The sequence below is a fragment of the Aeromonas sp. 55A genome, from assembly GCF_051919665.1.
Classification (GTDB): domain Bacteria; phylum Pseudomonadota; class Gammaproteobacteria; order Enterobacterales; family Aeromonadaceae; genus Aeromonas; species Aeromonas veronii.
In genome coordinates this window covers 1,917,040-1,943,933 of record NZ_JBQBEH010000008.1, presented here as the reverse complement: position 1 = coordinate 1,943,933, position 26,894 = coordinate 1,917,040, and the positions used below count along the sequence as shown (strand labels likewise).

General features: G+C 59.0%; 23 protein-coding genes. All 23 read right to left on the bottom strand.

The window, feature by feature from the left end:
* Positions 1-57: 57 nt before the first annotated feature.
* Positions 58-1,506 (bottom strand): metalloprotease TldD, encoded by a 1,449-nt coding sequence (tldD, locus tag ACTG2G_RS13045; RefSeq protein ID WP_421386560.1) that lies wholly within the window; start codon positions 1,504-1,506, stop codon positions 58-60.
* A gap of 178 nt (positions 1,507-1,684) precedes the next feature.
* Positions 1,685-2,503, bottom strand: coding sequence for a carbon-nitrogen hydrolase family protein (locus ACTG2G_RS13040; RefSeq protein WP_429204681.1), 819 nt, complete (start codon positions 2,501-2,503; stop codon positions 1,685-1,687).
* 19 nt (positions 2,504-2,522) lie between these two features.
* Positions 2,523-3,110: a nucleotidyltransferase domain-containing protein gene (locus tag ACTG2G_RS13035; RefSeq protein WP_323925083.1), complete on the bottom strand. Its 588-nt coding sequence runs from the start codon at positions 3,108-3,110 to the stop codon at positions 2,523-2,525.
* Positions 3,107-3,439 (bottom strand): Dabb family protein, encoded by a 333-nt coding sequence (locus tag ACTG2G_RS13030; protein ID WP_058056309.1) that lies wholly within the window; start codon positions 3,437-3,439, stop codon positions 3,107-3,109. Before ACTG2G_RS13030 ends, ACTG2G_RS13035 begins: the two co-directional genes overlap by 4 nt.
* 34 nt (positions 3,440-3,473) lie before the next feature.
* On the bottom strand, positions 3,474-7,367 hold the full coding sequence (locus ACTG2G_RS13025; RefSeq protein ID WP_429204679.1) for a YhdP family protein: 3,894 nt from the start codon (positions 7,365-7,367) through the stop codon (positions 3,474-3,476).
* Positions 7,368-8,837: a ribonuclease G gene (gene rng, locus ACTG2G_RS13020; protein WP_005340056.1), complete on the bottom strand. Its 1,470-nt coding sequence runs from the start codon at positions 8,835-8,837 to the stop codon at positions 7,368-7,370.
* Positions 8,838-8,932: 95 nt separating this feature from the next.
* Complete coding sequence (locus ACTG2G_RS13015) at positions 8,933-9,520, bottom strand: Maf family protein (RefSeq protein WP_005340055.1); 588 nt, start codon at positions 9,518-9,520, stop codon at positions 8,933-8,935.
* 2 nt (positions 9,521-9,522) lie between these two features.
* On the bottom strand, positions 9,523-10,008 hold the full coding sequence (gene mreD / locus ACTG2G_RS13010) for a rod shape-determining protein MreD (RefSeq protein ID WP_005340054.1): 486 nt from the start codon (positions 10,006-10,008) through the stop codon (positions 9,523-9,525).
* Entirely contained in the window at positions 10,008-10,898 is an 891-nt protein-coding gene (mreC, locus tag ACTG2G_RS13005; RefSeq protein WP_005340053.1) for a rod shape-determining protein MreC, read from the bottom strand. Before mreC ends, mreD begins: the two co-directional genes overlap by 1 nt.
* Positions 10,899-10,940: 42 nt before the next feature.
* On the bottom strand, positions 10,941-11,981 hold the full coding sequence (locus ACTG2G_RS13000) for a rod shape-determining protein (protein ID WP_005340051.1): 1,041 nt from the start codon (positions 11,979-11,981) through the stop codon (positions 10,941-10,943).
* A 204-nt stretch (positions 11,982-12,185) separates the two neighbouring features.
* Positions 12,186-15,851, bottom strand: a complete 3,666-nt coding sequence (locus tag ACTG2G_RS12995) for a DUF6701 domain-containing protein (RefSeq protein ID WP_439985509.1) — start codon at positions 15,849-15,851, stop codon at positions 12,186-12,188.
* Positions 15,851-16,276, bottom strand: a complete 426-nt coding sequence (locus ACTG2G_RS12990) for an MSHA biogenesis protein MshP (protein WP_439985508.1) — start codon at positions 16,274-16,276, stop codon at positions 15,851-15,853. Before ACTG2G_RS12990 ends, ACTG2G_RS12995 begins: the two co-directional genes overlap by 1 nt.
* A 37-nt stretch (positions 16,277-16,313) precedes the next feature.
* Entirely contained in the window at positions 16,314-17,243 is a 930-nt protein-coding gene (locus ACTG2G_RS12985; RefSeq protein WP_257687244.1) for a PilW family protein, read from the bottom strand.
* On the bottom strand, positions 17,243-17,803 hold the full coding sequence (locus ACTG2G_RS12980; protein ID WP_257687245.1) for a prepilin-type N-terminal cleavage/methylation domain-containing protein: 561 nt from the start codon (positions 17,801-17,803) through the stop codon (positions 17,243-17,245). Before ACTG2G_RS12980 ends, ACTG2G_RS12985 begins: the two co-directional genes overlap by 1 nt.
* On the bottom strand, positions 17,790-18,284 hold the full coding sequence (locus ACTG2G_RS12975; protein ID WP_257687246.1) for a prepilin-type N-terminal cleavage/methylation domain-containing protein: 495 nt from the start codon (positions 18,282-18,284) through the stop codon (positions 17,790-17,792). Before ACTG2G_RS12975 ends, ACTG2G_RS12980 begins: the two co-directional genes overlap by 14 nt.
* 60 nt (positions 18,285-18,344) lie before the next feature.
* On the bottom strand, positions 18,345-18,818 hold the full coding sequence (locus ACTG2G_RS12970; protein WP_100654690.1) for a prepilin-type N-terminal cleavage/methylation domain-containing protein: 474 nt from the start codon (positions 18,816-18,818) through the stop codon (positions 18,345-18,347).
* A gap of 14 nt (positions 18,819-18,832) precedes the next feature.
* A complete protein-coding gene (locus tag ACTG2G_RS12965; protein WP_439984496.1) occupies positions 18,833-19,504 on the bottom strand; it encodes a type II secretion system protein in 672 nt (223 codons plus the stop codon).
* Between the two features lie 77 nt (positions 19,505-19,581).
* The gene (locus ACTG2G_RS12960) at positions 19,582-20,043 is read right to left on the bottom strand and encodes a hypothetical protein (RefSeq protein ID WP_167573665.1); all 462 of its coding nucleotides are present in this window, start codon (positions 20,041-20,043) and stop codon (positions 19,582-19,584) included.
* Between the two features lie 77 nt (positions 20,044-20,120).
* Positions 20,121-21,341, bottom strand: a complete 1,221-nt coding sequence (locus ACTG2G_RS12955; protein ID WP_005340027.1) for a type II secretion system F family protein — start codon at positions 21,339-21,341, stop codon at positions 20,121-20,123.
* Positions 21,342-21,344: 3 nt separating this feature from the next.
* On the bottom strand, positions 21,345-23,054 hold the full coding sequence (gene mshE, locus ACTG2G_RS12950) for an MSHA fimbrial ATPase MshE (RefSeq protein ID WP_005340025.1): 1,710 nt from the start codon (positions 23,052-23,054) through the stop codon (positions 21,345-21,347).
* Positions 23,055-23,128: 74 nt separating this feature from the next.
* Positions 23,129-24,223: a tetratricopeptide repeat protein gene (locus ACTG2G_RS12945; protein WP_439985507.1), complete on the bottom strand. Its 1,095-nt coding sequence runs from the start codon at positions 24,221-24,223 to the stop codon at positions 23,129-23,131.
* Entirely contained in the window at positions 24,220-25,110 is an 891-nt protein-coding gene (locus ACTG2G_RS12940; protein WP_439985506.1) for an ExeA family protein, read from the bottom strand. The genes ACTG2G_RS12945 and ACTG2G_RS12940 overlap by 4 nt, the downstream gene beginning before the upstream one ends.
* Positions 25,111-25,202: 92 nt before the next feature.
* Entirely contained in the window at positions 25,203-26,870 is a 1,668-nt protein-coding gene (gene mshL, locus ACTG2G_RS12935; RefSeq protein ID WP_139405092.1) for a pilus (MSHA type) biogenesis protein MshL, read from the bottom strand.
* Between the last annotated feature and the right edge of the window lie 24 nt (positions 26,871-26,894).

The window sequence follows — 26,894 nt, the reverse complement described above, 5'->3', positions numbered from 1 at the left end:
CGGCAAGAGCCGGGGTTTGAATGCGTCGGGTTACGCCGCTGCGCGGCTAACCCAAACCTACGAAGTACCACCCACGGTGAGCTGGTCCAGTTTGAGGGTGGGCTGGCCGACACCGACCGGCACGCTCTGCCCCTCCTTGCCGCAGATGCCAACCCCGCGATCCAGCGCAAGATCGCTGCCCACCATGGAGACCTGGCTCATCGCTTCGGGGCCGTTGCCGATCAGGGTTGCGCCCTTGATGGGTGCGGTGATCTTGCCATCCTCGATGAGGTAGGCCTCGGAGGCGGAGAAGACGAACTTGCCGGAGGTGATGTCCACCTGACCGCCGCCGAAGTTGGGGGCATAGATCCCCTTCTTCACCGAGGCGATGATCTCGGCCGGATCGTACTGACCCGCCAGCATATAGGTGTTGGTCATGCGCGGCATCGGCATGGCGGCGTAGGATTCGCGGCGGCCGTTGCCGGTGAGTGGTACCCCCATCAGACGGGCGTTCTGCTTGTCTTGCAGATAGCCCTTGAGGATACCGTTCTCGATCAGCACGTTGTAGCCACCCGGTGTCCCCTCGTCATCAATGGAGACGGAGCCGCGCCGACCCGGCAGGGTGCCATCATCGACGATGGTGCAGTGCTTGGAGGCCACCTGCTCGCCGATGCGACCAGCAAATGCGGAAGATCCCTTGCGATTGAAATCCCCCTCCAGACCATGACCTACCGCCTCGTGCAGCAGCACGCCGGGCCAGCCGGCGCCGAGCACCACCGGCATGGTACCGGCCGGCGCATCGATGGCGTCGAGATTGACCAGCGCCTGACGCACCGCTTCGCGCACATAGCCAAACGCCCGACTTTCCAGTCCGTCCAGTTCGAGGAACCAGTCGTAACCAAAACGGCCACCACCACCGGCACTGCCGCGCTCGCGACGATCGCCCTTCTCGGCGATGACGGTCACTGACAGCCGCACCAGCGGGCGAATATCGGCAGCCAGGGTACCGTCGGTCGCAGCTACCAACACCTCTTCATAGACGCCGCTGATGGAGGCCATCACCTGATTGATGGCGGGATCCAGACTTCTGGCGAACTTGTCCATCTGCTCCAACAGGGCGATCTTCTGCTGCTTGTCGAGGGTCTGCAGCGGATCCATGGCCGGATAGAGCAGGTTCGTTTCGGTGCGGGCCCATGCCTTCACCTTGCCGTGAGCACCTGCGGCGGCGATGCCGCGAGCGGCAGTCACCGACTGTTGCAGCGCCAGCAGGCTCAGCTCGTCCGAGTAGGCGAAGCCAGTCTTCTCGCCGCTAACGGCGCGCACCCCGACCCCCTGATCGATGTTGTAGCTGCCATCCTTGACGATGCCATCTTCCAGCATCCAGGACTCGTGCCAGCTGCGCTGGAAATAGAGATCGCCGAACTCCACCTGATGGCTCATCAGGCTGCCGAGCAGCTGCTGCAGGCGCCCTTCGTCGAGGTCGTTCGGGGCCAACAGGGAGGCACTAACCTGGCTCAATAGACTCAATCTTCTTCTCCAATCTCGACGTGAGATGTCGTAACGGTTAATTCATCCGGTGTGGCCCGGTGTTCAGTTCGTATTCGCAGGGTGCAATGGGCGCCGTGAATGGCGCCGCCAACCCCAAGATCGGCACAGGTGCAATGCGCTTCGCTTGTTGCACCCTACGTCGATCAACACCCCGGGATCACAGCAACCGGGCATGCCTCAGCACTGGCATGGTGCGTTTCAATTCATCGATAAGCCCGGGCTCCATCTTTGCCAGCACTGTGCCGCGCCTGGACTCTTTGCTCGCCAGCACCCGACCCCAAGGGTCGACCACCATGCTGTGGCCCCAGGTCTGGCGCCCCGTCTCGTGAGTGCCGCCCTGATTGGCAGCGACTACGTAGCACTGGTTTTCGATGGCGCGGGCCCGCAGCAACGGCTCCCAGTGCGCCTCGCCGGTCACGGCGGTAAAGGCGGCAGGCACCAGCAGCACGCGGGCACCAGCACGGGCCAACTGGCGGTAGAGCTCGGGAAAGCGCAGATCATAACAGATCGAGAGGCCGAGGGGACCAAAGGGAGAGTCCACCAACACAGGCGCCTCCCCCGGGCTGAAGGTCTCCGACTCACGGTAGCGACCGTGCTTGTCCGCCACATCCACGTCGAACAGGTGGATCTTGTGGTAGTGGCCCCTGAGCTCACCGCTTGGGTCAAACACCAGCGAGCTGGTGTGGATATGGTCGGAACCTGCGATGGTGGTCGGCATTTTTGTCGGCATAGCCCCGGCCACCAGCCAGATGCCATAATCGCGGGCCCATTCAGCCAGTTGCTGCTGGATCGGGCCCTCACCTATGGCCTCGGCCCCATCCAGATAACCCTGCCGTTCGCCAAACAGGGCGAAGTTCTCCGGCAGCAGCACCAGCAGCGGCCGCTCTTTGGGCAAGGCCGCCAGTTCGGCGGCGATCTGCTCCCGGTTATCCTGCCAGTGACGGCCAGATACCAGCTGTATTGCGGCTAACCACATGACGCTCTCCTTGTCCGCATTAATCGCGATCCACAATATTCGGGTCTTTATCCATCTCGCCCAGCAGCTTGCGAAGATGATGCCTGACCAATCCCCGCTGGCCACGCTCCGCCCATTTGAGGCAATCGAACAACTCCCAAACCAGGCCATCCCCTTCGGCCATATAGGCAGGAAAGTCCCAATGGCTTGGGGCAGGGCCAGAAACCTCAAGCGCACCAAGGGAGGAAGTTTTATCGAACAGTGGCAAATAAGGTTTGGCAAGGGGGAACTCAGCCCCCCGATCAAGGATGTGGATCTCGATGCTGGTCATGTCGAGGAATATGAAGCGCCAGTATGAACAGACCTCTTCATGTCTTCCTTGCCAGCAGTGAAAGATGGGCCGATCCCCCACAATGGTGCGCACCAGTTCGTCTCCCTGCTTATGGAAGCCAGGCTCGGCCAGCAACAAGAGATCGACATCGGATACCCGGTCTGCCTTGCCCTTGGCGAGCGACCCAACCACTACCCCGGCATCAATCGCAGGATGGGCTGCGCCATGTTGCATCACCGATTCCAGCAGTGCGCGCTGCAGTGGCGGGATGGCAGCCCAGTGCTCATCCACCATCATAACGGCCCCTCTGACACAACCCGATCCCCTGCCTGCAGGGTGTAATCCAGCACTATGATGCGCTCCAGCACCGGACGGAAGATGGCCTTGAGGGCATCGTGATCCGGGTGGGGCAGATAGCGCTGGCGGGCCGCTTCGTCGGCGAAGGTCATCAGCACGCTGTGGGTAAACCCCTCGGCTCGCCCCTCCGGGCTGTCATCACGACCCCACTCCACGGCGGTCACGCCGCTGACCTGATGGGGAATGGCGAGAAAGGCGGTACGGACCGCATCTATCTGGGCAGGCTGGGTGCCCGGCTTGAAGGCGATCAGCAGGATATGTCGGATCATGGCTCACTCCTTGTGATGATGCCGGGCCGCTCGTTTAGCGCTGAGCGGGCCCCGCGTGTTTGGGGCTCAGCAGGAAAGGGGTCACCTCTTGGGTCGGCAGGCCGGGGGCAACGGCATCTACCGCCTCTTTCTGCTGCTGGTTGAGCTTGATGCGCGCGCGATCTCGTCCCGCCTCGATCAGCTTGGGTGCGTCGAGCGGGCCCGAGATGCGAAAATCGATACGGGTCACCACATCCACTACCGGCTCCAACAGTTTGGAGAGGGCCAGCACATAGAGACCCGTGACCGGCGTGATGGAGAAGGCCGCTACCACCGGCAGGGTGCCCCCCAGATTGGGAGAGAAGCTCAGCTCGTAGTCGAGCCGCCAGTGCACCAGATCGGCGATCCCCTCACCGCGCAGGTTGCCTGCCGCCCCCTTCATATAGAAATCATCGTTGCTGACTTGCCCCTGCTTGATGGTGGCAGAGGCGGACATGGATTCGAAGTAGAAGCCCTTGTCGAACACATCGCGAAAATCGAGCCGCAGTTTGCGCAGCAGGGAGTCGAGACTGAGCAGGGAGAGCAGCCGCGCCCCCTTGTCGTTGACCTCGCGCAGGGTACCGCCCTCCAGCTGATAGTTGGCACTTCCCCCCAAGGTCGACAGGCTCGGGCGATAGGGCACATCCTGCCAGTTCAGATCAAAAGCGAGGGAGCCGGGGGCATCGCCGATGGGCGAGGTGTAGCCGAGCCGCTTGAGCAGCAGCTCGCTGTTGTTGCTGGTCAGCTTGCCACGGGCACGGGTCTGCATCCGGTTGCCATCGGCCAGCCAGTCGACGCTGCCGGTGAGCTGACTCCCCGCCAGCCGCATATCCAGCCCCTTGAGTGTCACCTTGTTGGCGCCGGGCACCAGCTCCCCTTTCACTTCGCCGAGCGGCAGCTCACCAAAGCGGCAATCGACACAGCTCACCTTCAACCAGGGGATGGAGGCCATTATGGCGTTGTCCTGCTGCGCATCGGGATCCGGGCTGAGATCCGAACTCTTGCCGGACCAGTATATGCGGGCAAACTTGGCATCCACCGGGCGATTGGCTACTGCAGGCAGGCGGATCACCCCCATCACGTCGGGGCTGTCGATCATCACTTCGGTCGCCTGATTGGTCGGCCCCAAGGTGAAACGCGCCGCCTTGAGGGTGGCACTGCCGATATAGGCGCGAGCCAGCTGTCCATCCACCCACCACTCCTGCGGCAGGAAGGCGGGGCCGACCACCGCATTGCCGGTCTGGTTCTGCGCTGGCAACCACTGCTTGAGTCGCGCCAGCCAGCCGCCCACATCGGCCTCCTGCTGGTTGATGGCGAGCAGCATGGGGGCATCGCGCATTACCCGGGCGCCCGGCTGGCCCACATCAACTCGCACCCGGCTGAGATAAGGTACCCCTTCGCCGTAGACCAGTCGGGTCTGCATATCCACATCAGCCCCCAGTACGGCACGAATGTCGGCGCTGCCATCCCGGCCACGGGCGATCACCTTGAGCGGTAGCCGGCTGGCACTGCTCTTGGCCAGCGGCAGCGGCAGATCCAGCCCCATCCCCTGCAGGTTGGAGTCGAGCGCCAGCTGGAAACTAAATGGCTTGCTGTCGGGCAGGGTCAACCCGAGCTTGCCGCCCCAGTTACTGCGGCCGTTGAGAATGCCGAATGAAGAGATGGCGGCGGGCTGGCGGCGGCTATCCCACTGCCCCTTGAAATCGAGGTCGACCTGATAGTGATCCGGATGCTGGCGCCCCTGATAGTCGAGGGTCAGCGGCTGGTTCCACAGGCTCGCCTTGAGGTTGTTGAAACGGGTCTGTTCGTTGTCATATTCGAGGCGCCCCTGCACCTTCTCCAGCGGCAGGTCCAGACTGGCGACCCGCACCTTGTTGTTGCTGAAGGTGGCATCGCCGCTCGCCTTGACCTCGCTCTCGCCATCGAGAGGAATATCGAGCTTGACCGAACCGGCCATCGGGCCGCGGATCTCGATCTCTCGCAGCGCCTGACCTACCGAACTGCCCAGCGGGGAGTCCTGCAGGTAGTCGCTGATGGCCTTGCCCTCCCCCTGCACCTTGGCATCCACATAGAGGTGGGCGCCGGGGGAGAGATCCGGGATCCAGGCATGCACCGAGTCGGAGCTCGCCTTGCCGAGTTTGGTGGATCGGCTGCGCATATCGAGACCGGCATTCTGGAACAAGAGATCGATCTGCAGGTCGGTAAGCGGTTGCCAACCGGGGAAGAACTCGTAGGTGGCCTGCTCCAGCGGCACCGCCACCTGGAAGATGCCCTTGCCGTTGTCGTAGGGGAAATCCCGAAACTCCCCATACCAGAGCAGGTCGGCCCCCTTGGCCTTGCCCCCCTTGATGGCGCCGCTCAGGTAATCCACCAGCCCCTTGTCCATCGCCTGCAGCGGGAAGTAGCGATCCGCATGGCCCGCATTCTTCACATCGATGCGACCGGTCAGGGCGAGGAAAGGGTGCTCGAACAGATCGAGGCGGAAACGGCTGGCCAGGGTCAGATCCGGGTTATCCAGCGCGATATCCTGACCGTAGAGCACCCAGCCCTGTTCCTCGCGCCACCAGTCGAGGCGGGCCGAGAAGTTGTCGACCGGGATCGGCATCTTGAAGTGACGGGCGGGATCCACCTTGTCGTTCGCCAGCGCCAGTCTGGCGCTACCACCGGTCGGGGTAAGCCAGAACTCGCCGTTGAGATCCTGCATCCCGGGTATATCCTGCCAGGCCTTGAGGCGCACCTTGCTGAAGCGGCCACTGAGGGAGAGATCCTGCCACCCGGCATCGGCCTGCAGGGTCAAATCAGTCAGCTTGCCATTGGGTTTGGTCTGCTTGAGCAGCTCGCTCTGGGCAGGATAAATCGCGGAGACCAGCTGGCTCAGCTGAGCAAACTGGTCGAGATCGATCTGCGGCACATAGCCCTGCACCCGATCCCCGATCCGCTCCAGCTGCAAGCGGCTCTGCAACCAGGGTTTGCCGTCCAGCTTGAAGGTGACGTTGTGGCTGGCCAGTTGCCAGTCGGTGCCATCCCGACGCAGCTGGATCTTGCCGCCATCGAGGCCAAAGCGGTGCATCTCCCCTTTCTTGGGATCCTTCCAGATCAGGTAGTTGTTGCCAAACGCCAGCAGGGTATTGCCCAGCTTGCCGCTGTCAAACTCGCTCCAGAGCTGGAAGTCGAGCTGACCGGTAACCCTGGGTTCACCAGCATGGATCCTGGCCAGGGTCGGGGTGATATCGAGCTGGCGGGCCCCCAGATAGAGCTGCCCCTTGAGGCGATCGAGTCGATCTTGCGGCGTATCTACATCGAGTATCAGATCGAGGGTGCTCTCGCCCACCCCGTTGATGAGATAGGCCTTGCCGACCCCCTGATGGCGCTTGCCACGGTTCTGCCAGCGCAGTTGGGCGATGTCGAGGGCGCGCAGATCACCGAGGGAGGTGGTGACGCTGAGGCGGGTGTTGTGCACATCGAAGGTGGAGAGCTGGGTCAGCAGAAAGCGCAGCAGGGCGCCCTGCTGGGGATCGCCGGAGGGGCTGTCGTCAGCCGGTTGGCGCAAGTCGATGGTGATATCGCCATCGCTCAGAATCAGCTCGCCAAACACCGGCTTGAGCTCGTTAATGGTGCGCCAGAAGTCGAGGTGCACCCAGGCCTTGCCGAGCTTGACGGTATAGCGTTTGGAGTCGGGGGCAACGGCGAGCTGTTGCAGTTCGAGGGCCGGGCCTGACTGTGTCCAGCTCAGTCCAATTTGATCGACGCTGACCTTGATTTGCGAATCGCCGAGCAGAGTGTGGATAAGGCTCTCTCGATACTGATTCAGCAAAGGGCCCCCGACCCGTACCAGGGTGACCAGCATTGCCATCAGTACGAACAGGACCCCCAGGGCCAACCAGCCCCGACTCAGCCAGCGATAGACCAATTACATCATCACCACGTCGAACTGCTCCTGACCACAGAGGGGTTCGCTCACTACCCGCACCTGCTTGCCGATAAACACTTCCAGCTCCGCCAGACTGTGGGACTCCTCGCCATGGAGGTAGTCGGCCACGGCCGGGGCCGCGTAGACGGTGAACTGATCCGCATCGTAGGCACGATTGACCCGGATGATCTCCCGCAGGATCTCGAAGCAGACCGACTCCACCGTCTTGACCCGGCCGCGCCCTTTGCACTCGGGGCACTCGGAGCAGAGCACATGCTCCAGACTCTCGCGGGTGCGCTTGCGGGTCATCTCCACCAGACCGAGCTGGGAGAAGCCGTTGACGTTGGTCTTGGCACGATCCTTTGACAGCGCCTGCTCCAGACTGTGCAGCACCCGACGGCGGTGATCTTCCGACTGCATATCGATGAAGTCGATGATGATGATGCCGCCAAGGTTGCGCAGGCGCAGGTGACGGGCGATGGCCGCCGTCGCCTCGACGTTGGTATTGAAGATGGTCTCTTCCAGATTGCGATGGCCGACAAAGGCGCCGGTGTTGATATCCACCGTAGTCATGGCTTCGGTCTGGTCGATGATGAGGTAGCCGCCGGATTTCAGCTCCACTTTGCGCTCCAGCGCCCGCTGGATCTCGTTCTCCACGTCGTAAAGATCGAAGATCGGCGACTCGCCGGGGTAGTACTCCAGCTTGCTGGCCAGCTCCGGCACGTACTCTTCGGTGAAGCGCTTGAGCTGATCGAAGCTCTGGCGGGAATCAACTCGGATCTTGTCGAGCTCGGCACCGACAAAGTCACGCACTACCCGAAATGCCAAACTGGGATCCTCGTAGAGGATCTTGCAGGGTGGATACTTCTGTTTGCGCTCGAGGATCTTGCGCCACAGCCGTTTGAGGAAGGCGGCATCCTGCTCCAGCTCCTGCTCCCCAACCCCTTCGGCAGCGGTGCGGATGATGTAGCCACCCAGCTCGTCCACATAACCGGCCACAGTGCGCTTGAGGCGCTCCCGCTCTGCTTCGGACTCGATACGCTGGGAGACACCGACATGGGCGCTGCCCGGCATAAAGACCAGATAGCGGGATGGCAAGGTGATATCGGTAGTAAGACGGGCACCCTTGGTACCCAGCGGATCTTTCACCACCTGCACCATGATGTCCTGCCCCTGACGCACCAGCTCGGCGATGTTACCGACCTGGAACTGCTCCTTCTCCTTCACCGCCACACACTCGGTGTGAGGGACGATATCGGAGGCGTGCAAAAAGGCTGCCTTGTCCATGCCGATATCGACGAATGCCGCCTGCATGCCGGGCAGCACCCGACTGATCTTGCCTTTGTAGATATTGCCGACAATGCCGCGTTTGGCCTGACGTTCTACATGCACTTCCTGCAGCAGACCGTTTTCGACCAGAGCGACCCGGGTTTCGGAGGGGGTAACGTTAACCAGCAGTTCTACCGACATAAGTAACCTTGCCTGTTCCAGTTTTGAATTCTATAGAGCCAATCCGGTACAACGCGCGCAAGGGAGAAACGCAGCAGAGCACAGCTGACGGGAAATTATTTGAGCTGTTCCAGATGATGCTTGATCAGCAGGTCTGTCTCCAGCAGGGGCAGGCCGACCACGGCGCTATAGCTCCCTTCGATGCGGCTGACAAACTTGCCGGCAATACCCTGAATGCCATAAGCCCCGGCCTTGTCACAGGGCTCACCGGTCTGCCAGTAGGCCTCGATCTCGGCCTCGTCCAGCTTGCGAAACGCCACGTTGGTTGTGACCAGACGCACGTCACAACGATCCTTGCTGGCCAGCGCTACCGCCGTCATCACCTGATGCACCTTGCCGGAGAGGGACTCCAACATATCTTTGGCATCCAGCAGATCGGACGGTTTCTCCAGCACCCTATCCCCCAGCACTACTATGGTGTCGGCACCCAGCACCGGCAACGCTGTCGGCGCACACGCCACACCCGCCATCGCCTTGTCACGGGCGAGGCGGCAGACGTAATCCTGCGCCTTTTCACCCTCTTCCCGCTGCTCGGGCACATCCAGTTTCAGCACCTCGAAGCGGTAGCCAATCTGGGTCAGCAGTTCACGGCGACGGGGAGAAGCCGAGGCGAGATAGAGTTGTGGTTCGTTGTTCTTGTTCATATTTACCTGATATTGAAGCGGCGCCGCACCTTGCGCAGCACCAGAAACACCCAGGGCCATATTAGCATCGTCGTCAACGTCGACCAAAAGTAGGAGAAGTTGAGACTGGCCTGGCTGAACAGATGCTCGGCCCAGAATACCGTCATTTTACCCACCAGCGAGAGGCCACCGATGATCAGTGCCTGCTGCCAGAGGGAGAAGTTGCGGATCTTCTGGAACTGGAAGGCCGCCAGATAGGTGGTGATGGCCATCGCCATCGCCCGCACGCCGAGGGTGCTGCCAAGCAGCACATCCAGCAGCAGGCCCGCCACCCAGGCGGTGCCGACGTTGGTCCGGTGCGGCAAAGCCAGTGCCCAGTAGATGAGCACCATAGCCAGCCAGTCCGGACGGAAGGGGTCAAATTCGAAAGGAAGCGGCAGGATCGACAGGCTCAAGGCCAGCAGGATCGAGATCCAGATCCAGATCCTGCCGCTGGCGGGTTCTAGCATTAGCGGGTGGCTCCTGCGGCGGACGCAGCGGGAGCCGCCCGTTCGCCATCCTCATCATGTACTTCAGGCTTCTTGTCGGTCCACAGCAGCAGCAGATAGCGCAGTCTGTCCAGCTCCACCAGCGGCTTGGCCTCGACCTGGGCAAAGGGCTTGCCCTCCACATACTCGGAGCGGGTCACAGTCGCCACCGGATAGCCTTCCGGGAAACGACCACCAAGGCCCGAGGTGACCAGCAGATCACCCACCTGAATATCGGTATTGCGCGGCAGGTTGCGCAGCTCCAACTTGTCGAGCTCGCCACTGCCGGAGGCAATGGCGCGCAAGTCGTTGCGCAGCACCCGCACCGGAATACCGTGGCTGGAGTCGGTGATCAGCAGCACGCGACTGGTGGTGGAGCCCACGTGGAGCACCTGACCAATCACACCCTGATCGTTGATCACCGCCTGACCGTTGTAGACGCCATCCAGCGCCCCCTTGTTGATCAGCACCTGATGGCTGAAGGGGTCGGAATCCACCGACAGCAGCTCGGCCACCATCTTGCGGGACTCCTTGTGCACCGGCGAACCGAGCAGCTCACGCAGCCGCTGGTTCTCGTGTTCCAGCTGATCCATTTTGAGCAGACGGGCCCGCAGAGTGAACAGTTGCTGCTCCTGCTGCTTGGTCTGCTCGATGAGATCGGCGCGGGTCTGCACCTGGGTCGACATGGTGTCGAGCAGGGTACCCGGCGCATTGGCCATGTATTGCAGCGGACTGACTAACGAACTGAGGTAGACGCGAACATGGGTAAACACACCGAAGCGGGAATCCGCGACGATGGCAGCGATGGAGATGATGACGGCGAGAAACAACCGTAACTGAAGCGAAGGGCCTCTACCAAAAATGGGTTTCATGGGTCGTCAAAAAAGAGCCGGCACGCTGGCCGGCTTTGGGTCTTATTCGTAGTGGAACAGATCGCCACCGTGCATATCGATCAGCTCCAGCGCCTTGCCGCCGCCACGGGCCACACAGGTGAGGGGATCTTCGGCCACGACGACAGGAATGCCGGTCTCTTCCATCAGCAGACGGTCGATATCTTTCAGCAGTGCGCCACCACCGGTCAGCACCATGCCGCGCTCGGAGATGTCGGAAGCCAGTTCCGGCGGAGACTGCTCCAACGCCACCATGACGGCAGCCACGATACCGGACAACGGCTCTTGCAGCGCTTCCAGGATTTCGTTGGAGTTGAGGGTGAAGCTGCGCGGTACACCTTCGGCCAGGTTGCGACCACGGACTTCAATCTCGCGCACCTCTTCGCCCGGATAGGCGGAGCCGATCTCGTGCTTGATGCGCTCGGCAGTCGCTTCACCGATCAGGCTGCCGTAGTTGCGACGGACGTAGCTGATGATCGCCTCGTCAAACTTGTCGCCACCGATACGGACGGACTGGGAGTAGACCACACCGTTCAGGGAGATGATGGCCACTTCAGTGGTACCACCACCGATATCGACCACCATGGAACCGGTCGCTTCGGACACCGGCAGGCCGGCACCGATGGCAGCAGCCATAGGCTCGTCGATCAGGTAGACCTCGCGGGCACCGGCGCCCAGTGCGGACTCCTTGATGGCGCGACGCTCAACCTGAGTTGAACCGCACGGTACACACACCAGCACACGCGGGCTGGGGCGGAAATAGTTGTTGTCGTGAACCTGTTTGATGAAGTGCTGCAGCATCTTCTCGGTCACGTAGAAATCGGCGATCACGCCGTCTTTCATCGGGCGGATTGCGGAAATGTTGCCCGGGGTACGGCCCAGCATCTGCTTGGCGGCATGACCGACAGCAGCGACCGATTTGGCGTTCCCGCGCTCTTGGCGAATGGCGACAACTGAGGGTTCGTTAAGGACGATCCCTTGATCTTTTACATAGATCAGGGTGTTGGCAGTTCCCAAATCGATCGACAGATCGTTGGAAAAGACGCCTCTGAGCTTTTTGAACATGGCTACGGGAAATCCTAAGAATTTGGAGGTGCAGAAAACCGGCTAACTTTACCAATGCCCACCCCAATGGGCAAGCGCTCAAACTGTCGCCAATCAATCAGGCGCGACAAAAATGCGAGTCATCACTCACTCGCACACGCTTGCAAACACTAATAAACAAGGATTTAGGGGGATGCTGTTGAGCCAACCCCCCTTTCACTTCATTCAATGCAATACTTCGCGCCGATAAATAATTCTGTCATTACCCCGGCTGGAGCCGAAAATGGCCTCACCTTGCAGGTTGCCGTCATTGGCACTCGTTGGGTCAGACAACCAGAGGGGCTGCGACGGCTGTTTTGCCAATTCGACCTTGTAGGGGATGCGCACCGAGATGTCCGGCTTGGCAAAGTGGAACAGGATCTCCCCGTCTTTCGCCAGTGCAGCATCCCCACCTGGTGCAGAACTGCCCAACCCCAACTTTATCTTGCGACCCGCCCCCAGATTCAGCTCGCGAGTCGCCGCATCAAAGGTGTGGCTCGGATTGAGGAAAGTGAACCCCTGATTGGCCAAAGAGAGCTGGGTACATTGATCTTCCTTGTTTTGCAGCCAGTTGCCCGCTTCGTAATATTGCATCTGCAGTGGAATGGCCAGCGGCGCCGAGGCAAGACCCGCCGCCGTGCCCGCCTGCAGGCGGCCGTACAACAGCTTTTGAGTACCCAGCAGCACCGCATTACACCCCGATCCGGAACATGTCCCAGCGACAGCAGTATTCATATTTGGATTAGCCAACAGTGTATTGCCGCCATCCTTATCATCGACTTTGAGACCAAAGCTCAACGTGGCGAAAGGTGCTTCTGGACTCGCTGCACGATCAAAGCGGGTATTCAGCCCCAAAGGTGACTGCTGATTAACGCTCGCAATACCACTTGCCCAGCTGAGCGAGGGAGATAGTGTAATACGCTTGTCACGCGCAACCCCATCCAGAGCATTGGCAGCCACCATCTCAGCAACCCCTTTAGCGAACGCCCCCTTATAGTTTTCTGTCGTCCCTTTCTGCAGATTGCGTGCAGTGAGGACAAAACCGCTGGCAAAGGGCTGGCTCATATATGTAAAGGCATTGCAGGCAGGCGTGATAAAGCCATTACTCAAACTGTAATCCCAAGGGACAAAACGACCGATGGGCGAGCTCAAACGTTGCATTGTCTCAAGTTGGGGAGATTCATCCTGATAAGTGGGATAAGGCACAAAGTTGCTGACGCCTAACCGGATCACCCCGACCTCAGACCAATTCGCCGTCACGTTTGCTACCCCGCTCGCCAACGTGATCGCTGTCGGCGAAAATGTTCCGGTGCCGCCAGCTGCCGGTGCTAACAGCGCCCAAGAGATCGCCTTATTACTGGTCGCAAAGCCAGGGGTTAGCTGATCCTGCTCATTCAGGGCTCGCGCTTGCAGAGTAAAGGACTCGCCCGCTTTACGATAGACAGGGCATGCTGCATATGTGTTGTCGTTACTGCCCGAGCAGCCACTTTGTCCTTGTGCCTGGAGTGCGATCGCTTTAGGAATCACAGCAACCGTATCACTACCGGTCAGCTTGAGGGTGCCGGTGACATCATTCTTCTGGAAAGTAGCATCCAGTCGCAACACACCCGCATCCGGGTACTGTACGGTCAGTTGACCCACCCCATCACTGTTAAACGCGACCTTAACGTTTCCTGATGGCGCGAGCGTGGTGCTATTGACCGTCGGCACGGCAGTGCTGCTCTCAGAGACGACCTTGCTCGAGGTAAATTGGAGAGTCTGATCACCAGTCAGTAAGGGCACGCATACCTTGGTCGCCCCCACATCGTTTGATTTGATGGCGCGGATCGAGGTGACTCCCGAGGTACCGGCATAGAAGGTGGGGACATTGAAACGCAGTGCAGCATCGGCAAACGGGAGCGTGCAATATTGTTTAGCAGGCCCCAATGAACCGGACCGACATAAGGTATCACTCTGCGGCCGCAGTGGCGGAGTCGAGCTGGACACGCCCATAGTGATGGAACTGGCCGAATAATTACTTAGCATCACCTTAGTGGTGCCGCCAGTTATAGTGACAACACCATTACTCACGTTATTTAAACCACTACCTGACGACCAACCACCATTCGTAAAGGGGTTAGGAGTGAACGCTGCCGTAACAGTACCCGACATTAGTTGTGAACAATCCTCATTGGCACAAGCTTTAATTGTGATCTCTTCAGGCTGGCAGGTGATTGCCTGCCCTGAATGAGCGAATTCGAAATGATGTACTTGAACCCCAACCGGATTCACTTTCAATGCACATATTTTTACGTTATCAATATCATGTATATTGTTTGAGCCACCTGTTGAGCCGGTGAACGAAAGGTAAAAGTTTTCTGGTATAGGTGACTGACCTAAACCATTAGCGGTAGCATCAAATGTAGGTATCCCAGGCACTGCTGCATAACCAGCACCAGTATTTCGATCTATTGACACCATGGTTTTATTTCCCGAACGGGAATCTACAGTCAAACGGTAGCGATGGGGGGGATTAGGGTAATTATTGCCATTGTGGATCGACGGGTTCAAGGTCGGTGAACCATAAAGATAGCGATATCCAGTTGTAGCAGAGCCAGAACCTCGAATAGCAATTGAATTATTTCGGCGAGGTTGATTATTACTACCGCCTTCTGCAGAAAAGTTACCAAATTCGTCAATGCCGACACCCAACCAGCCACCTGCGAATCCGGGTGCAGCACTGCCTTTATGGCCATACCCCAGCGGTCCACCAAATGCCCCCGGTTGAGGGGTTATCTTGGCGTCTGACAACACCATGGCAATACCATCTGCACCAGTGCCACCATAAGCGGAATGATCGAACTCTACCGTCACCAAGTTATTAGCAGCAGGAAATAACTTAAGGTAAGTCAATGAGGTAGCTTGGTCATTCTTATTTTCAGTTAAACGCAAACGCCCCTCTTTAATTGAGGGGGAAAATGACCCTTTACTGGTTTTTACCACCCATTCTGGTTTGAGTGATGATGAATCAAAATTATCATTGAAGCATTGCAGTTTTGGCTGACCATCATCATATATAACTTTACTACTACTTTGCATTGTAACATTTTTTGCACTAAGACGCCCAGTTAATACAACTTGCTCCTGCAACACCGCATCTCCTGCGACATAATAGCTTCCTTGTGCTTGGGCATCTCCTTTCAATATAATATTTTCTTTTACATATACATCAAGAGAGGTTAACCCAGACAACATTGATGCGTTTTCAATAGTCAAACGACCATTAATGTATAACGTAGTTGCCTCTACACCCGCGATAAAAACCGAGCCAGAATTTATATAGAGGTCACCGTCTATAATGTATGACTTTCCAGCTTTTAATGTTACCGTTGAGTTCTCATATAAAATCATACCTTTAATAGCATAGGTTGAATATGTATCTGAAACACTCATGGAACCTTTATTAAGAGTGACACTACCTAGATCCCACCTACCTGCCCCTGCCGACTTTCCATAACCGACAGTATTTCCAAGTACTACATCAGGCACAGTTTCAGGAGCTATCTTATAATTTTTTGCATCAGAGCTTACAAGCAAAGTCGGCTGTGTTCTTGATAAACTTGGTTTTTTTGTTATTTCACATTTACCAGCACCACAGGCCTGAGGATTCATTTCCCACTCATATCCTTTTACCGATTTAAAGCACACATCAAGACTGTTATAATTTTCGACCTTTGCATTGTTTTGCATATAAAGCTCACCGGTATTCGAATAGCTTTGAATTGGTCCGGGGAAAATGCTGTTGCAATCAATTGCAGCCCAAACTGGTGAAACCATGATGTATAAGCAAATGATCAGAAATAAATTGCGCATCAGGGAGTTCCTCCATCATAAGCTTCGACCATCAGGGTTCGGCTCACGGCAAAATCAGGGTTGGCACTGTTAAGGTCCGAGCTGCCACAGGTTCCGACACTCTCGAGACGATAGCCATTGGTCACAGATCCGTTATAGGTCACCGGCACCGTGGCGCAACGAACCACAGCCTGACAGTTGGTCAGCCCTGGATTGCTGGCAAAGCTCAGTGGGCTGCTTGCCAGGCAGACCGCAGGTGGGTTCGGTTGGGCAAGAGTGCGCTTGGGGAACAACCGATAGAGTGCCACTTCCAGACCGCTCTGGGCGGCCAGCAGGGCACGCACGCTGTGCACCTCCACCGTATTTTTCTCGCCGCTATCGACCAGAAAACGGCCCATGGCAGCCGCCAGCAGTGCCATCACCACAATCACAAACAGGGCGATCATCAAGGCGCTGCCTCGCATCCGTCCGAAAGCCTGTGGATCAGGGCACATTGAACACCTCTATCTTGTGGTTGAAGGTGACCGACTCCCCCTTGCGCTCGAAGACAAAGCGCATGCCAAACTCCCCTTCGGCGTTAAACGCCGAGGTTTCCCGATAGAAGGTTCCAATACGAAGGGAATCGGCCATCAATACGCCTTGTGCAGGTAAGGATGCTCCAATGGGGGCAGTGGCACGGATCAGCGTGTTTCCTTCCACACAGTAACGTACCTGCTGGTTGGCAAAGTAGACCCGGCTGCCCGGAGAGAGACCAGCCAGGCTCTCGGCACTGGTATAGCGGATGGTTTGCGCTCCGGATACGGGCGTCAGCACATCCGTGACCCTGGCTACGCAGCGGCCATAATCGCAGCCAGCCGTGAGCGAACCGGCATTTTTGTCCGGCACAGGGAAGACGATCAGCTGATCATTTTTTTTGACGGCGGTGGCATCCACATCCAGTGGGTTGGCAGCAGAAGCCGGGGTCGCCATCACCAGCTCAAGGGTGGCCGTGCTCCCCGACATAGCACGGTTAAGCGCCAGATAGCGGCTGGAGGTGCTGATGGGCCAAAACCGCAGACAGGCACCGGAGTCGACCCATGCCCCGCCAGTCGTCTCGATCCGCTCCGATCCCGGCACCGCATCGCGCAGTTCGCGGTTAAGCCGCTCCATGGCGAAGCGGGCATCGCTCATCAGCTGCTCACGGCTGCTGGCATCGCCATAAATCTGAGTACCGATACCGATAAACTGGCTGGTAAAGGTCGCCATTATCCCGAGCAGCAGGATGACCATCACCAGCTCGACCAGGGTAAAGCCACGGTTACCCCGAGGTTTGCGGTAGGTTCGATTGGCCGCCAGGCGTAATCTGGCGCCGGAGTTGGCTAGGGGCGCTGATATTCTGGCAGACAGGCAACACTCGACAGCGGAGCGATCCATCAGTAGTTCCCCCGGTAGAAGGAGAAGTCGAGCACGCTCTGATCCGGTAGCTTGATCTGCAGATCAATACGCTTGCCCACAGAGCAGGGCGCGGCACAACTCCTGAAGGTGCCATCGCTGAAATCGGAACCGCTCACCGCAATTTTCACCTGATAGTTGCGATACTCCTCGCTGCTGACTCCCGCCGCAGTCTGGGTCAGGGTGTTGGCATCCACCCAGTTACCTGCGGTATCGAAATCATCCACATCGTTATAGGCATAGGATGCGGGCTCGCCATCCGGGCCATAACTGGTGGAGCAGGAAGAGATGGTCACCCCTGCCACCTGCTCGCCACAACGATAACGACCACCGTTATGATCCGAATGTTCATCAAACGACTTTTGCAAGATCTCGCCGGAGAGGCGCTGGGCCAGCTGGGCGGCGCGTACCTGCTGCACCGGGTCTACCGCCTGCGGCGCCTGATTGATAAGCAACCCCAAAATGCCGGTCAAAGCCACCGCCAGGAGCACTATGCCAACGATCAGCTCAATCAGGGTGAAACCACGCTTAAGGGATCTCATGGATATATCCCTCTGACTCAATCTGGATACGGCTGGTTTCGCGACCATCACTCACCAGCAAGGTACAACCGGTGGCGCAGCTGCCTAGCGGTCTGCCCATCTGATCGAAACGCAGCACGAAGCGGTTGTTGTTATCAAGGGAGATGGAGATACCGGCAGAGGGCGTAACCAGTCGACCACGGGTCTCCAACGGGGGAGTCCAGCCACTACTGGTATCCAGGTCATCGCTGGCGGGACACGCCGCATAAGTACGGTGGGCAAAACGGGGAGAGGCAACCACCAGCTGGGTACAACGGTTGGCTGGCTCATGCATATTGACGGTCTGTACCAACCGTAGGCGGGTCAGCAGCTCGTCACGCACGGTTTGAATTTCAAAGCCGCCTTTGCCCAGCCATTTGGGCACGGCAAAGGCGGCCAGAATCCCGAGTAACAGGATCACCAGTACCAGTTCAATCAGGGTAAAGCCCTTGGTTGCAGGCATGGTTTTTCTCATAGGTGGAAAGAAGAAAGCGAGGCCCAAGCCTCGCTTTAACATTATGGATTATGGGGTTACAACACATGCATTGGTTGCGTCGAATTTACCCAATTCCGCTTTAGCGGGTGTAGTAGAGGTGGCTTGAGTGTAAAGAACACAATCAGACTTTTCTTTCGCATCGTTTGGTGCAAAACGGAATGTGGAAGAAGAAGCTGACACGCCTTTCCAGGAACCATCAATAGTCACAGCTTGTTCAATACCGTCTGCAGATGCCTTGGGATAACCATACACAACTTGAATAGTTGTGCCATCAGAGCTCGATACAGCACCAGAAGACGCAGTTTCCAACCCTTCCAACGCAGCTTTGCTGTATACCAGTTGAGAAGAGCTCTGTACTGCAGCCAGTACTCCGCTTGCCGCTGCCGTTTTTGCATCATCCTGCAGATTCAGGAACTTGGGTGCAGCGGTGACCGCCAGAATACCCAGAATGATGATCACGATAACCAGTTCGATCAGGGTAAAACCCGCCTGTTTTTTCATTTCACTTTCCTCTGTTAATTAATATTTGTGGTCACCTGACCGGACGCCGGACGGTAACTGAAACTCATAAATGCATCAGTCTTGCCTTGCGGATCCTGATACTTGCCATCACTGCCCTTACTCAGACTATTGACCAGATAGTAACGGCAGACCGAATCCAGTCCATTACTGCTTACTGTGGCATAGTATTTCAGGTCATTGCCGCTACCGCGCACTTCATTGAAGCTGGCCGTAGCCTTGGGCGGGTTTTGCAGTAACCCCTCCCAAATATTGAGACAACGTTCGGCGGTCAGATTGGCCGGATCCACATCGGGATTACCGCTTGCAACGGTATCCATGGGATAGCCGGGCGATAGCTCGCCATTGCTGATCTGGGTCTCGGTCGGAGTGGTCAGATAGAAGCGACTACCGTCATAGAGCACAGTATTGAGGCTGTCCTGTTTGGCGCGACCTTCCGCCTCCCATTGCGCCCGAACCAGTGAAACGCCGGTAGCAAAACCGCCAGAGACCCCTTCCACGCTGGCCTTTTTCGCTTCGTCAGTCACATCGAGAAAGCGCGGCAGTGCAGTCACCGCCAGGATCCCCAGGATCACGATAACGATCACCAGCTCAATGAGGGAAAAGCCGACAGACCGTCTTCTCATCCCGTTTTCCGGCATTGTTGGTGCCATTGGTTTCATTGTCATGCTCCCTCCGTAATGCCCCGCATTATTTCATGCAGGCCCAAAAAAATCATGTAGTTGGGTCATATGATTGGTTTCATTCAAGGCTTTTTCATCACCCGCCCGTCAGAAAACTGATAAACCAGCCAATAACCATCCCACCCCATCTCGCAACCACTGCCATCGGGACGGGCCAGAACCTGCAGGGGAGGCACGCCCCCCTTCGTCTCACCCATCAGTGCCAGCCACAACTGACGGCAATTTTCCGAAGGAGATTGCAGTGGCACCAGCCCCAAGGGCCACCCTCGGGCATCAAACTGCCACCCCTTGCCGGCGACATGCAGTGTCTGCGGGCGCCGCTCATCGAGCCAAATGCCGTGCAAACGCTGTGCCCGCTCGGCAAATTGCTCCCCCAGCAAAGTGAGAGTGAGCTGCTGCGCCTCTTCCCGGTGGCCCTGATAGCTACGCACCAACGTAGCAACAATCACCATCAACAGGATGATCACGGCGATCTGCCGATATCCGGTCAGCCAGCGGTCATCTTGCTGCGTCTGTCTGTTCATCCAGCCCTCGACTCCACCGCTCACTTGCCTCTTACGGCTCTCATCATGTCCCACCATTCAAGCTTGAAGATGCCGAGTTACTTGCCGCGAACTGCGCGCATCATGTCCCACATGGGGGTGAAGATACCCAGTGCCAGGATCAGTACCATCACCGCCACGATCCCGATCAGGATCGGCTCGATGCGGGCGGTGAGACTCTTGAGGTCATAATCCACCTCCCGCTCGTAATACTCGGCCGCTTCGTGCAGCAGGTCATCGACCTGACCGGTCTCCTCCCCCACGGCGATCATCTGCATCACCAGCGGAGTGAACAGGCCGCTGCTGCTGGCGGTGCGCAGCAGGCTCTCGCCCCGCTCGATACCGGCGCGCATATCCCGCACCCGCCCCGCCATATAAGCGTTATCCACCGCATCGGCCACCAGGGTCAGCGCCGTGTTCAGCGGCACCCCTGCCTTGAGCATCATGGAAAAACTACGGGCAAAACGGGCCAGCAGGGAGCGCTCTATGATGGTGCCGACGATCGGCAACTTGAGCTGCCAGCGGTGCCAGGTCAGCTTGCCCTTGGTGGTGGCGACCCAGCGGCGCCAACCGAACACCATCCCAGCCAGAATGGCGAGCAGCAGCCACCAATAGTTGACAAAAAAGTGCGAGGTGGCGAGCAGAATGCGGGTAGCCAGCGGCAATTCCACCCCGAATTTGGCGAACATGCCGGCAAACACCGGGATCACCATGATATTGAGGATCACCATGGCGATACCGATGGCGATCATCACGAAGCTGGGGTAGCGCATGGCGGTCTTGATCCGCTTGCGGGTCTCCAGCTCTAGCTCGAAATAGTTCGCGAGCTGCAAAAAGGACTCTTCCAGCTGACCTGTGTTCTCACCCACATGGATGATGGCGACAAACAGGCTGCTGAATACCTTGGGGTGCGCCTGCATCGAGCTCGACAGCGGACGACCGTTGCCGAGATCTTCCCCCAGCGAGTGAAGCGCCCGCTTGAGCGGCTTGCTGTGAGTGCTCTCCTCCAGCCCGGCGATGGCGCGCAGGATCGGGATCCCGGCCCGGGTCAGGGCATACATCTGGCGGCTGAAGATCACCAGCTCGTCCAGCTTGACGCCCCCTTCCAGCAACAGTGACCAGTCGATGGCGGCGGACTTGGCCTTGCCCGGTTTGAGCTCGGTGGGCATCACGCCACGGCGCATCAGCTGCTCGGCGGCCGCCATCTCGTTGGCCGCTTCTACCACGCCACTGGTGGCGTTGCCCTGGCTGTCACGCCCCTTGTAGGCAAAGTTAGCCATCGCTTACCCCAAATCCTCGGCCAGTCGCAGCACCTCGTCCACCGAGGTGATCCCCTGACGGGCATAATCGAGGGCTGTGAGGGCCAGCGGCCGGTAGTGTTCATGTTGCCGGGCCGCTTTGGCGAACCCTTCCGCATCGTTGCGGCGCAGGGCATCCATCATCGGCTGATCCAGCTCCAGCAGCTCGTAGACCCCGATCCGGCCGGAATAACCGGTAAAGTTGCAGCTCTGGCAACCCCGGCCCTTGTGATAGGTATGCTGCCCAGGCGCCTCGCCGGAGAGCACCGTGAGCCAGGTGGCCTGCCCTTCGTCGGGCGCCTTCTCCTCGACGCAGTGCTCACATACCCGCCGCACCAGCCGCTGGGCGACCACCGCCCGCAGGGCGCTCGCCACCAGATAGCCGGGCGCCCCCATGTCGATAAGGCGCAAGGCACTGGTCACCGCATCGTTGGTGTGCAAGGTGGTCAGCACCAGGTGACCTGTGATGGCGCCACGCAGACCGATCTCTACCGTCTCGTTGTCACGCATCTCACCCACCAGCAGGATGTCCGGATCCTGACGCAGGGTGGAGCGCAGCACGTTGGAGAAGGTGAGGCCGATCTTGGGGTTGACCTGCACCTGATTGACGCGGGAAAGACGATACTCCACCGGGTCTTCTACCGTGATGATCTTGTTGCTGGACTGGTTGAGCTCGGAGAGGGCGCCATAGAGGGTGGTGGTCTTGCCGCTACCGGTCGGGCCGGTCACCAGGATCATGCCGTGCGGGCGTTTGAGCTGGCGACGGAAACGGGTCAGGATCTCCGGCGGCATCCCAGTCTCGGTCAACGACAGGATGCCGGAGGATTGATCCAGCAGACGCATCACCACAGACTCGCCATACTGCACCGGCATGGTGGACATCCGCACATCCACATCGCGACCGCGCACCTTCATATTGAAACGGCCATCCTGCGGCAAGCGCTTCTCGGAGATATCGAGCCCCGCCACCAGCTTGAGGCGTAGCACCAGCGCCTGGGCGATGCGCACCTCGTTGAGGATGTTCTCGTGGAGGATGCCGTCGATCCGCTGGCGAATGCGCAGCACCTTCTCGTCCGGTTCGATGTGGATATCCGACGCACCTACCTGCACCGCATCCTCGAACAGGGAGCGCAGCAGCTTGGCCACCGTCGCCTCTCCCTCGTCGTTGGCCCCCAGATTGCTGGAGCCCAGCTCGAAGCCGGAGTCCTGATACTCCTCTTGCAGCTGTTCGGCGAAACTCTCAATCTCGCGGGTCCGGCGATAGAGGCGGTCGAAATACTCCAGCAGCTGCCCTTCCCGCGCCACCGCCAGCACCATGATGCGCGGGCTGAGCAGGGCGGCGATGGCATCCAGTGCGCTCAGATCTGCCGGATCCGACATGGCCACCGTCACCTTGTCGTCGGTAAGGTTGACCGCCAGCGCCCGATAACGGCGCGCCTGCACTTCGGGCAGCAGCGGCACCGCGGCGGCGTCGATGGTGAGGTTGTTGAGATCGAAGAAGGGCACATCCAGCTGGCGGGCGAGGAACTGCAACAGCTGCACCTCGCTGATAAAGCCGAGGTCGATGAGGGTGGTGCCCAGCTTGCGGCCGGTCTGACGCTGCTGCTGCAGGGCAAGCTGCAGCTGATCATCAGAGATGATCTGCTCTTGTACCAGCAGGTCGCCGAGGCGCATTTTCAGTCTGGGTTGTGCCATGTTTGCTCCGATCTCTGTTACTTCACACCCGTTGCCGCATCCGATTAGGCTTAGCTAATCGAACCTGCTGTTTATCAAGGGGTTAGTTGACCAATTCGTTGTTCCAGCCAGTTGGTCGACGCCTCGCCGAGGTTGCCGTGCAGCAAGGCGTTGCGATAGGCATCGAGCGCCCGCTGGCTGTGGCCCTGACCATCCTCGGCCACGCCGAGGCCAAGCCACCAGCGGCCCTGATCCGGCTGCTGACGCAGCAGCTTCACATAGAGCGCCGCCGCATCGGCATTCTGGCCCAGCTCCTGAGTCAGCCCGGCCCAGGTCGCGTAATAGTCCATGTTGCTGGCGAGATCCGGCTGATAACCGGACAACCAGCCAAGCGCCTGCTGCTGTTGCCCCTCGCTGATGGCAAGGCGGGCCAGCAGCAGACGAAAATCGGCCTGTTGGGGATCGAGCCGGATCCCCTCCTCCAGCAGCTGACGCGCCTCGGTCAGGCGGCCCTCGCCGTAGAGCAGCCCCGCCAGCTGCTCGCGCGCTCCCTGATTGTAGGGATCGTGGGCCAGCACCTGATAGTAGTTGTCCTGCGCATCCCGCAGGCTTCCCTTGGCCATGGCGGTAGTCGCCTTGCGCTCCGCCAGTGCCGCCAGCTCCTTGGCCGACAGCACCACCGTCTCGATCTTCAATACGCTCGGTTTGCGCGGCGCGCTGGCAACTGCCTGCTGCTCTGCCGCCAGTTCGGCGTAAAGCTCGGGCTGCAGCTCTTCATCGGTCGGCCCGGACTCGTCAACATCGCTGGAGGCATCAAAGGGCGCACCGTCGGCCATGCTGTCCGAGTCACTCTCGCCTGCCTCATCATTCACCGCATCCTGGCTTGGCAACGGCAGCGAGGCCGCAACCTCGACCGGCTCGACCTGGCTGACTGGCGCGGCGGCCCTTGCCACCACATCGGGAGTCACCGCATCGGGAGCTAGCACTTCGCTGGCAGCCGAGACGATATGGGTCTGCTGCCAGTAGATCCAGGTTCGCCAACCAAGGATCCCCAGTGCCAGACCGCAGATCAGGGTCAGCAGCAACATCCACCATCCCTGCTGGCGCGCAGGGGCAATATAGACAGCAGCACCTTCGGATCCTTGCTGGCGCCGGTCCAGATCTTTCAGCATCTGGTTGATAACGCTCATGGCCAGACTCCATAAGCCAGGGCGCACCCCAGCAACAGTAACAGGGGCCACCAGCGCCGTGGCGCAAAGCGGCGGGCATCGTCGGTATCGCGAATGGCGAGCCGTACCAGACGGCTATCGACCTGACGCACACCCTGACCATAGGCCAGCATCAGGCACTTCTGCGCCAGGATATTGATAAGTCTCGGGATCCCTCGCGATGCGCGCCACAACAGACGCATGGCTCGACCTGCAAACAGCGGTGCCCCGCGGTAACCGGAGACCTGCAATCTGTGCTCCAGATAGGCGCGGGTCTCGTCAAAACGCAGCGGCCGCAGGTTGTAGGAGAAGCCAATCCGCTGGCGCAGTTGGCGCAGATGCGGCTTGGCCAGTCTGGCATCCAGCTCCGGCTGGCCGAACAGCACGATCTGCAGCAGCTTGCTCGATTCGGTCTCGAGATTGCCGAACAGGCGGACCGCCTCCAGCGTCTCGTCCGGCAGCGCTTGCGCCTCGTCGATCAGCACCACCACCCGGCTGCCCTGCTGGTGCAGGCTGATCAGGTGACGATGGATACGATCGGTCAGATCCAGCTCGCTCTGATCCCGTACCGCCACCCCCAGCTCCAGCGCCAGCGCGATGCGCAGCTCGGCCGGAGTGAGGTGGGGATTGGGCAACCAGGCAAGCCGCACCGGACGCGCTTCCGAACCCAGCTCGCTGAGCAGCTTGCGACAGAGCAGGGTCTTGCCGGTACCCACCTCGCCGGTCACCTTGATAAAGCCCTCCCCCTGCGCCAGCGCCCAGTTCAGCACCTGCAGCGCCTCTTCGTGAGGCGGCAGGCCGTAGTAGAAGCCGGTATTGGGAGTGAGGCTGAACGGTGCCTCCTGCAGGCCGAAGTGGGTCAGGTACATGAGACCTCACCTGCCACGGCAAGCAAGCAGCCTGTGCTGGCAAGGCAGCACAGGCCGTTCGGGATAAGGGTGACTGCATCTGGTGTCATGGGTCAGCCCTTGGCCGGATACCACTTGTCGAGCAGCTCGGAGGAGCGTTGCAGCTCGTTTTGCCAGGTATCTTTCTCCACCACGGTCGGTTTGAGCATGATCACCAGCTCCACCTTCTTGGTGCTCTCGCGGCGGTTGGTAAAGGCTTCACCCACCCAGGGAATATCCCCCAGCAGCGGCACCTTGCTGACGATCTCCTGCTTGTCGGTCTTCATCAGGCCGCCGATAACGATGATGTCACCGTTATTGGCCTGCACCACGGTATCGGATTCGCGTATCGAGCTTTTCGCCAACGGCAACACCAGCGTATCGCTGTCTGTCACCTTTATGGTCTTGGTTTGCTCTTCAGTATCGATAACGGAGGGATGGATATGCAGCAGCACCTTCCCCTCTTCATCGATCTGTGGTGTTACATCCAAAGAAATACCTGAGAAGAAAGGGGTCAACTCTACATTGGGCGTTGTTCGATCACCGCTCGTCGTGCTCACGGTTGTTGTCGATGCATTGGTGACGAAATATTCGTCCGTCCCCACCTTGATCACCGCCTTCTGGTTGTTGGTCGCGGTGACACGGGGGCTGGAGAGGGTATTCACATCGCCCTGAGTCTTGAGCAGGTTGACCGCTACATTAAAGTTGCCGTCAGAGACCTTGAAACCGGCGCCGCCACCCAGTGCAGTGAAGATCTGGTTGGGGGTGGTGGGTAACTGGGTATTGGCCAGTGAACCGCCACCGGTAATCCCCTTGTTGCCATCCCAGCTGGCGGAGAGACCGCTCCAGTCCACTCCCTGCTCATACCCTTCGTTGAGGGCAACTTCGATGATCCGCGCCTCCAGCACCACCTGCCGCTTGAGGTGACTATCGGATTGATTCAGGAATTCACGCACTGCCTTGAGCTCTTTCGGGTAGGCGCGAATGGTGACCAGACCCGCCTGCGGGCTGGTGATCACCGCGCGACCATCACCCGTGCCAATCAGGGTCTGCAGAGAGTCGCGCAGATCGGTCCAGTAGTCGCTGTTGGTATCGGTCTCGATACGGGTGCCATTGCTGCTGTTGCCGTTCGAGTTGTTGCCGGAGGAGTTGTTGGTGCTGTTGTTGTTCGATGCACTGTCAAAACTGCTGTCGCTGCTGTTATTGCTGTCATTGGCCGTCACCCCGCCGGTGCTGACCGAGGTGCGGGAGAGGCCACGACGGGACATCATCAGGTAGTTGACCGGGATGGTTTCGGTGCGCAGACCCGCCGGATAGATATGGAAGACATTGCCCTTGCGCTGCACGTCGAAGCCGTACATGTCGCCCACCACCGCCAGCACTTCCGGCAGAGTCACATCCTTGAGCTCGACGGAGACCAGCCCTGCCACCCCGGGGTGAACCGCCACGCTGTAGCGGGAGCCCTTGAACAGGGAACCGAAAAACTCTACCGCCTCCACGTCGTGAGCCGCGATACGCAGCCGCTTCTCCGGCATGCCGACCGGTATCTGCGGCCGGTTCAGCTGCAGCAATTCACTTTGCACCGATTTGGGCAACGCGGTCAGAGGGGCAGCCTGTTTCTGCTGTTCGTTCATGGCCTGTTTGAGGGCATCCTTCGCCTGGGTCGGCTCGGGGTGCTGATACGTGGTACAGCCTGCAGCCATCATGGCCACGGTGATCAGACAGAGACGGTGTTTTTTCATGTAATTAGGGCACCCTGACTTGCA

What these genes read in the sequence shown, in the direction of transcription:
- ACTG2G_RS12955 (WP_005340027.1), bottom strand. Translation starts at nt 21,341, where the DNA reads ATGGCTAACTTTGCCTACAAGGGGCGTGACAGCCAGGGCAACGCCACC.
- ACTG2G_RS13040 (WP_429204681.1), bottom strand. Translation starts at nt 2,503, where the DNA reads ATGTGGTTAGCCGCAATACAGCTGGTATCTGGCCGTCACTGGCAGGAT.
- mshL (WP_139405092.1), bottom strand. Translation starts at nt 26,870, where the DNA reads ATGAAAAAACACCGTCTCTGTCTGATCACCGTGGCCATGATGGCTGCA.
- ACTG2G_RS12990 (WP_439985508.1), bottom strand. Translation starts at nt 16,276, where the DNA reads ATGATCGCCCTGTTTGTGATTGTGGTGATGGCACTGCTGGCGGCTGCC.
- ACTG2G_RS13000 (WP_005340051.1), bottom strand. Translation starts at nt 11,981, where the DNA reads ATGTTCAAAAAGCTCAGAGGCGTCTTTTCCAACGATCTGTCGATCGAT.
- ACTG2G_RS12970 (WP_100654690.1), bottom strand. Translation starts at nt 18,818, where the DNA reads ATGAAAAAACAGGCGGGTTTTACCCTGATCGAACTGGTTATCGTGATC.
- ACTG2G_RS12985 (WP_257687244.1), bottom strand. Translation starts at nt 17,243, where the DNA reads ATGGATCGCTCCGCTGTCGAGTGTTGCCTGTCTGCCAGAATATCAGCG.
- ACTG2G_RS12940 (WP_439985506.1), bottom strand. Translation starts at nt 25,110, where the DNA reads ATGTACCTGACCCACTTCGGCCTGCAGGAGGCACCGTTCAGCCTCACT.
- ACTG2G_RS12960 (WP_167573665.1), bottom strand. Translation starts at nt 20,043, where the DNA reads ATGAACAGACAGACGCAGCAAGATGACCGCTGGCTGACCGGATATCGG.
- mreC (WP_005340053.1), bottom strand. Translation starts at nt 10,898, where the DNA reads ATGAAACCCATTTTTGGTAGAGGCCCTTCGCTTCAGTTACGGTTGTTT.
- ACTG2G_RS13030 (WP_058056309.1), bottom strand. Translation starts at nt 3,439, where the DNA reads ATGATCCGACATATCCTGCTGATCGCCTTCAAGCCGGGCACCCAGCCT.
- ACTG2G_RS13015 (WP_005340055.1), bottom strand. Translation starts at nt 9,520, where the DNA reads ATGAACAAGAACAACGAACCACAACTCTATCTCGCCTCGGCTTCTCCC.
- ACTG2G_RS13035 (WP_323925083.1), bottom strand. Translation starts at nt 3,110, where the DNA reads ATGATGGTGGATGAGCACTGGGCTGCCATCCCGCCACTGCAGCGCGCA.
- mreD (WP_005340054.1), bottom strand. Translation starts at nt 10,008, where the DNA reads ATGCTAGAACCCGCCAGCGGCAGGATCTGGATCTGGATCTCGATCCTG.
- ACTG2G_RS12980 (WP_257687245.1), bottom strand. Translation starts at nt 17,803, where the DNA reads ATGAGATCCCTTAAGCGTGGTTTCACCCTGATTGAGCTGATCGTTGGC.
- ACTG2G_RS12945 (WP_439985507.1), bottom strand. Translation starts at nt 24,223, where the DNA reads ATGAGCGTTATCAACCAGATGCTGAAAGATCTGGACCGGCGCCAGCAA.
- mshE (WP_005340025.1), bottom strand. Translation starts at nt 23,054, where the DNA reads ATGGCACAACCCAGACTGAAAATGCGCCTCGGCGACCTGCTGGTACAA.
- ACTG2G_RS12975 (WP_257687246.1), bottom strand. Translation starts at nt 18,284, where the DNA reads ATGCCTGCAACCAAGGGCTTTACCCTGATTGAACTGGTACTGGTGATC.
- rng (WP_005340056.1), bottom strand. Translation starts at nt 8,837, where the DNA reads ATGTCGGTAGAACTGCTGGTTAACGTTACCCCCTCCGAAACCCGGGTC.
- ACTG2G_RS12995 (WP_439985509.1), bottom strand. Translation starts at nt 15,851, where the DNA reads ATGCGCAATTTATTTCTGATCATTTGCTTATACATCATGGTTTCACCA.
- ACTG2G_RS12965 (WP_439984496.1), bottom strand. Translation starts at nt 19,504, where the DNA reads ATGACAATGAAACCAATGGCACCAACAATGCCGGAAAACGGGATGAGA.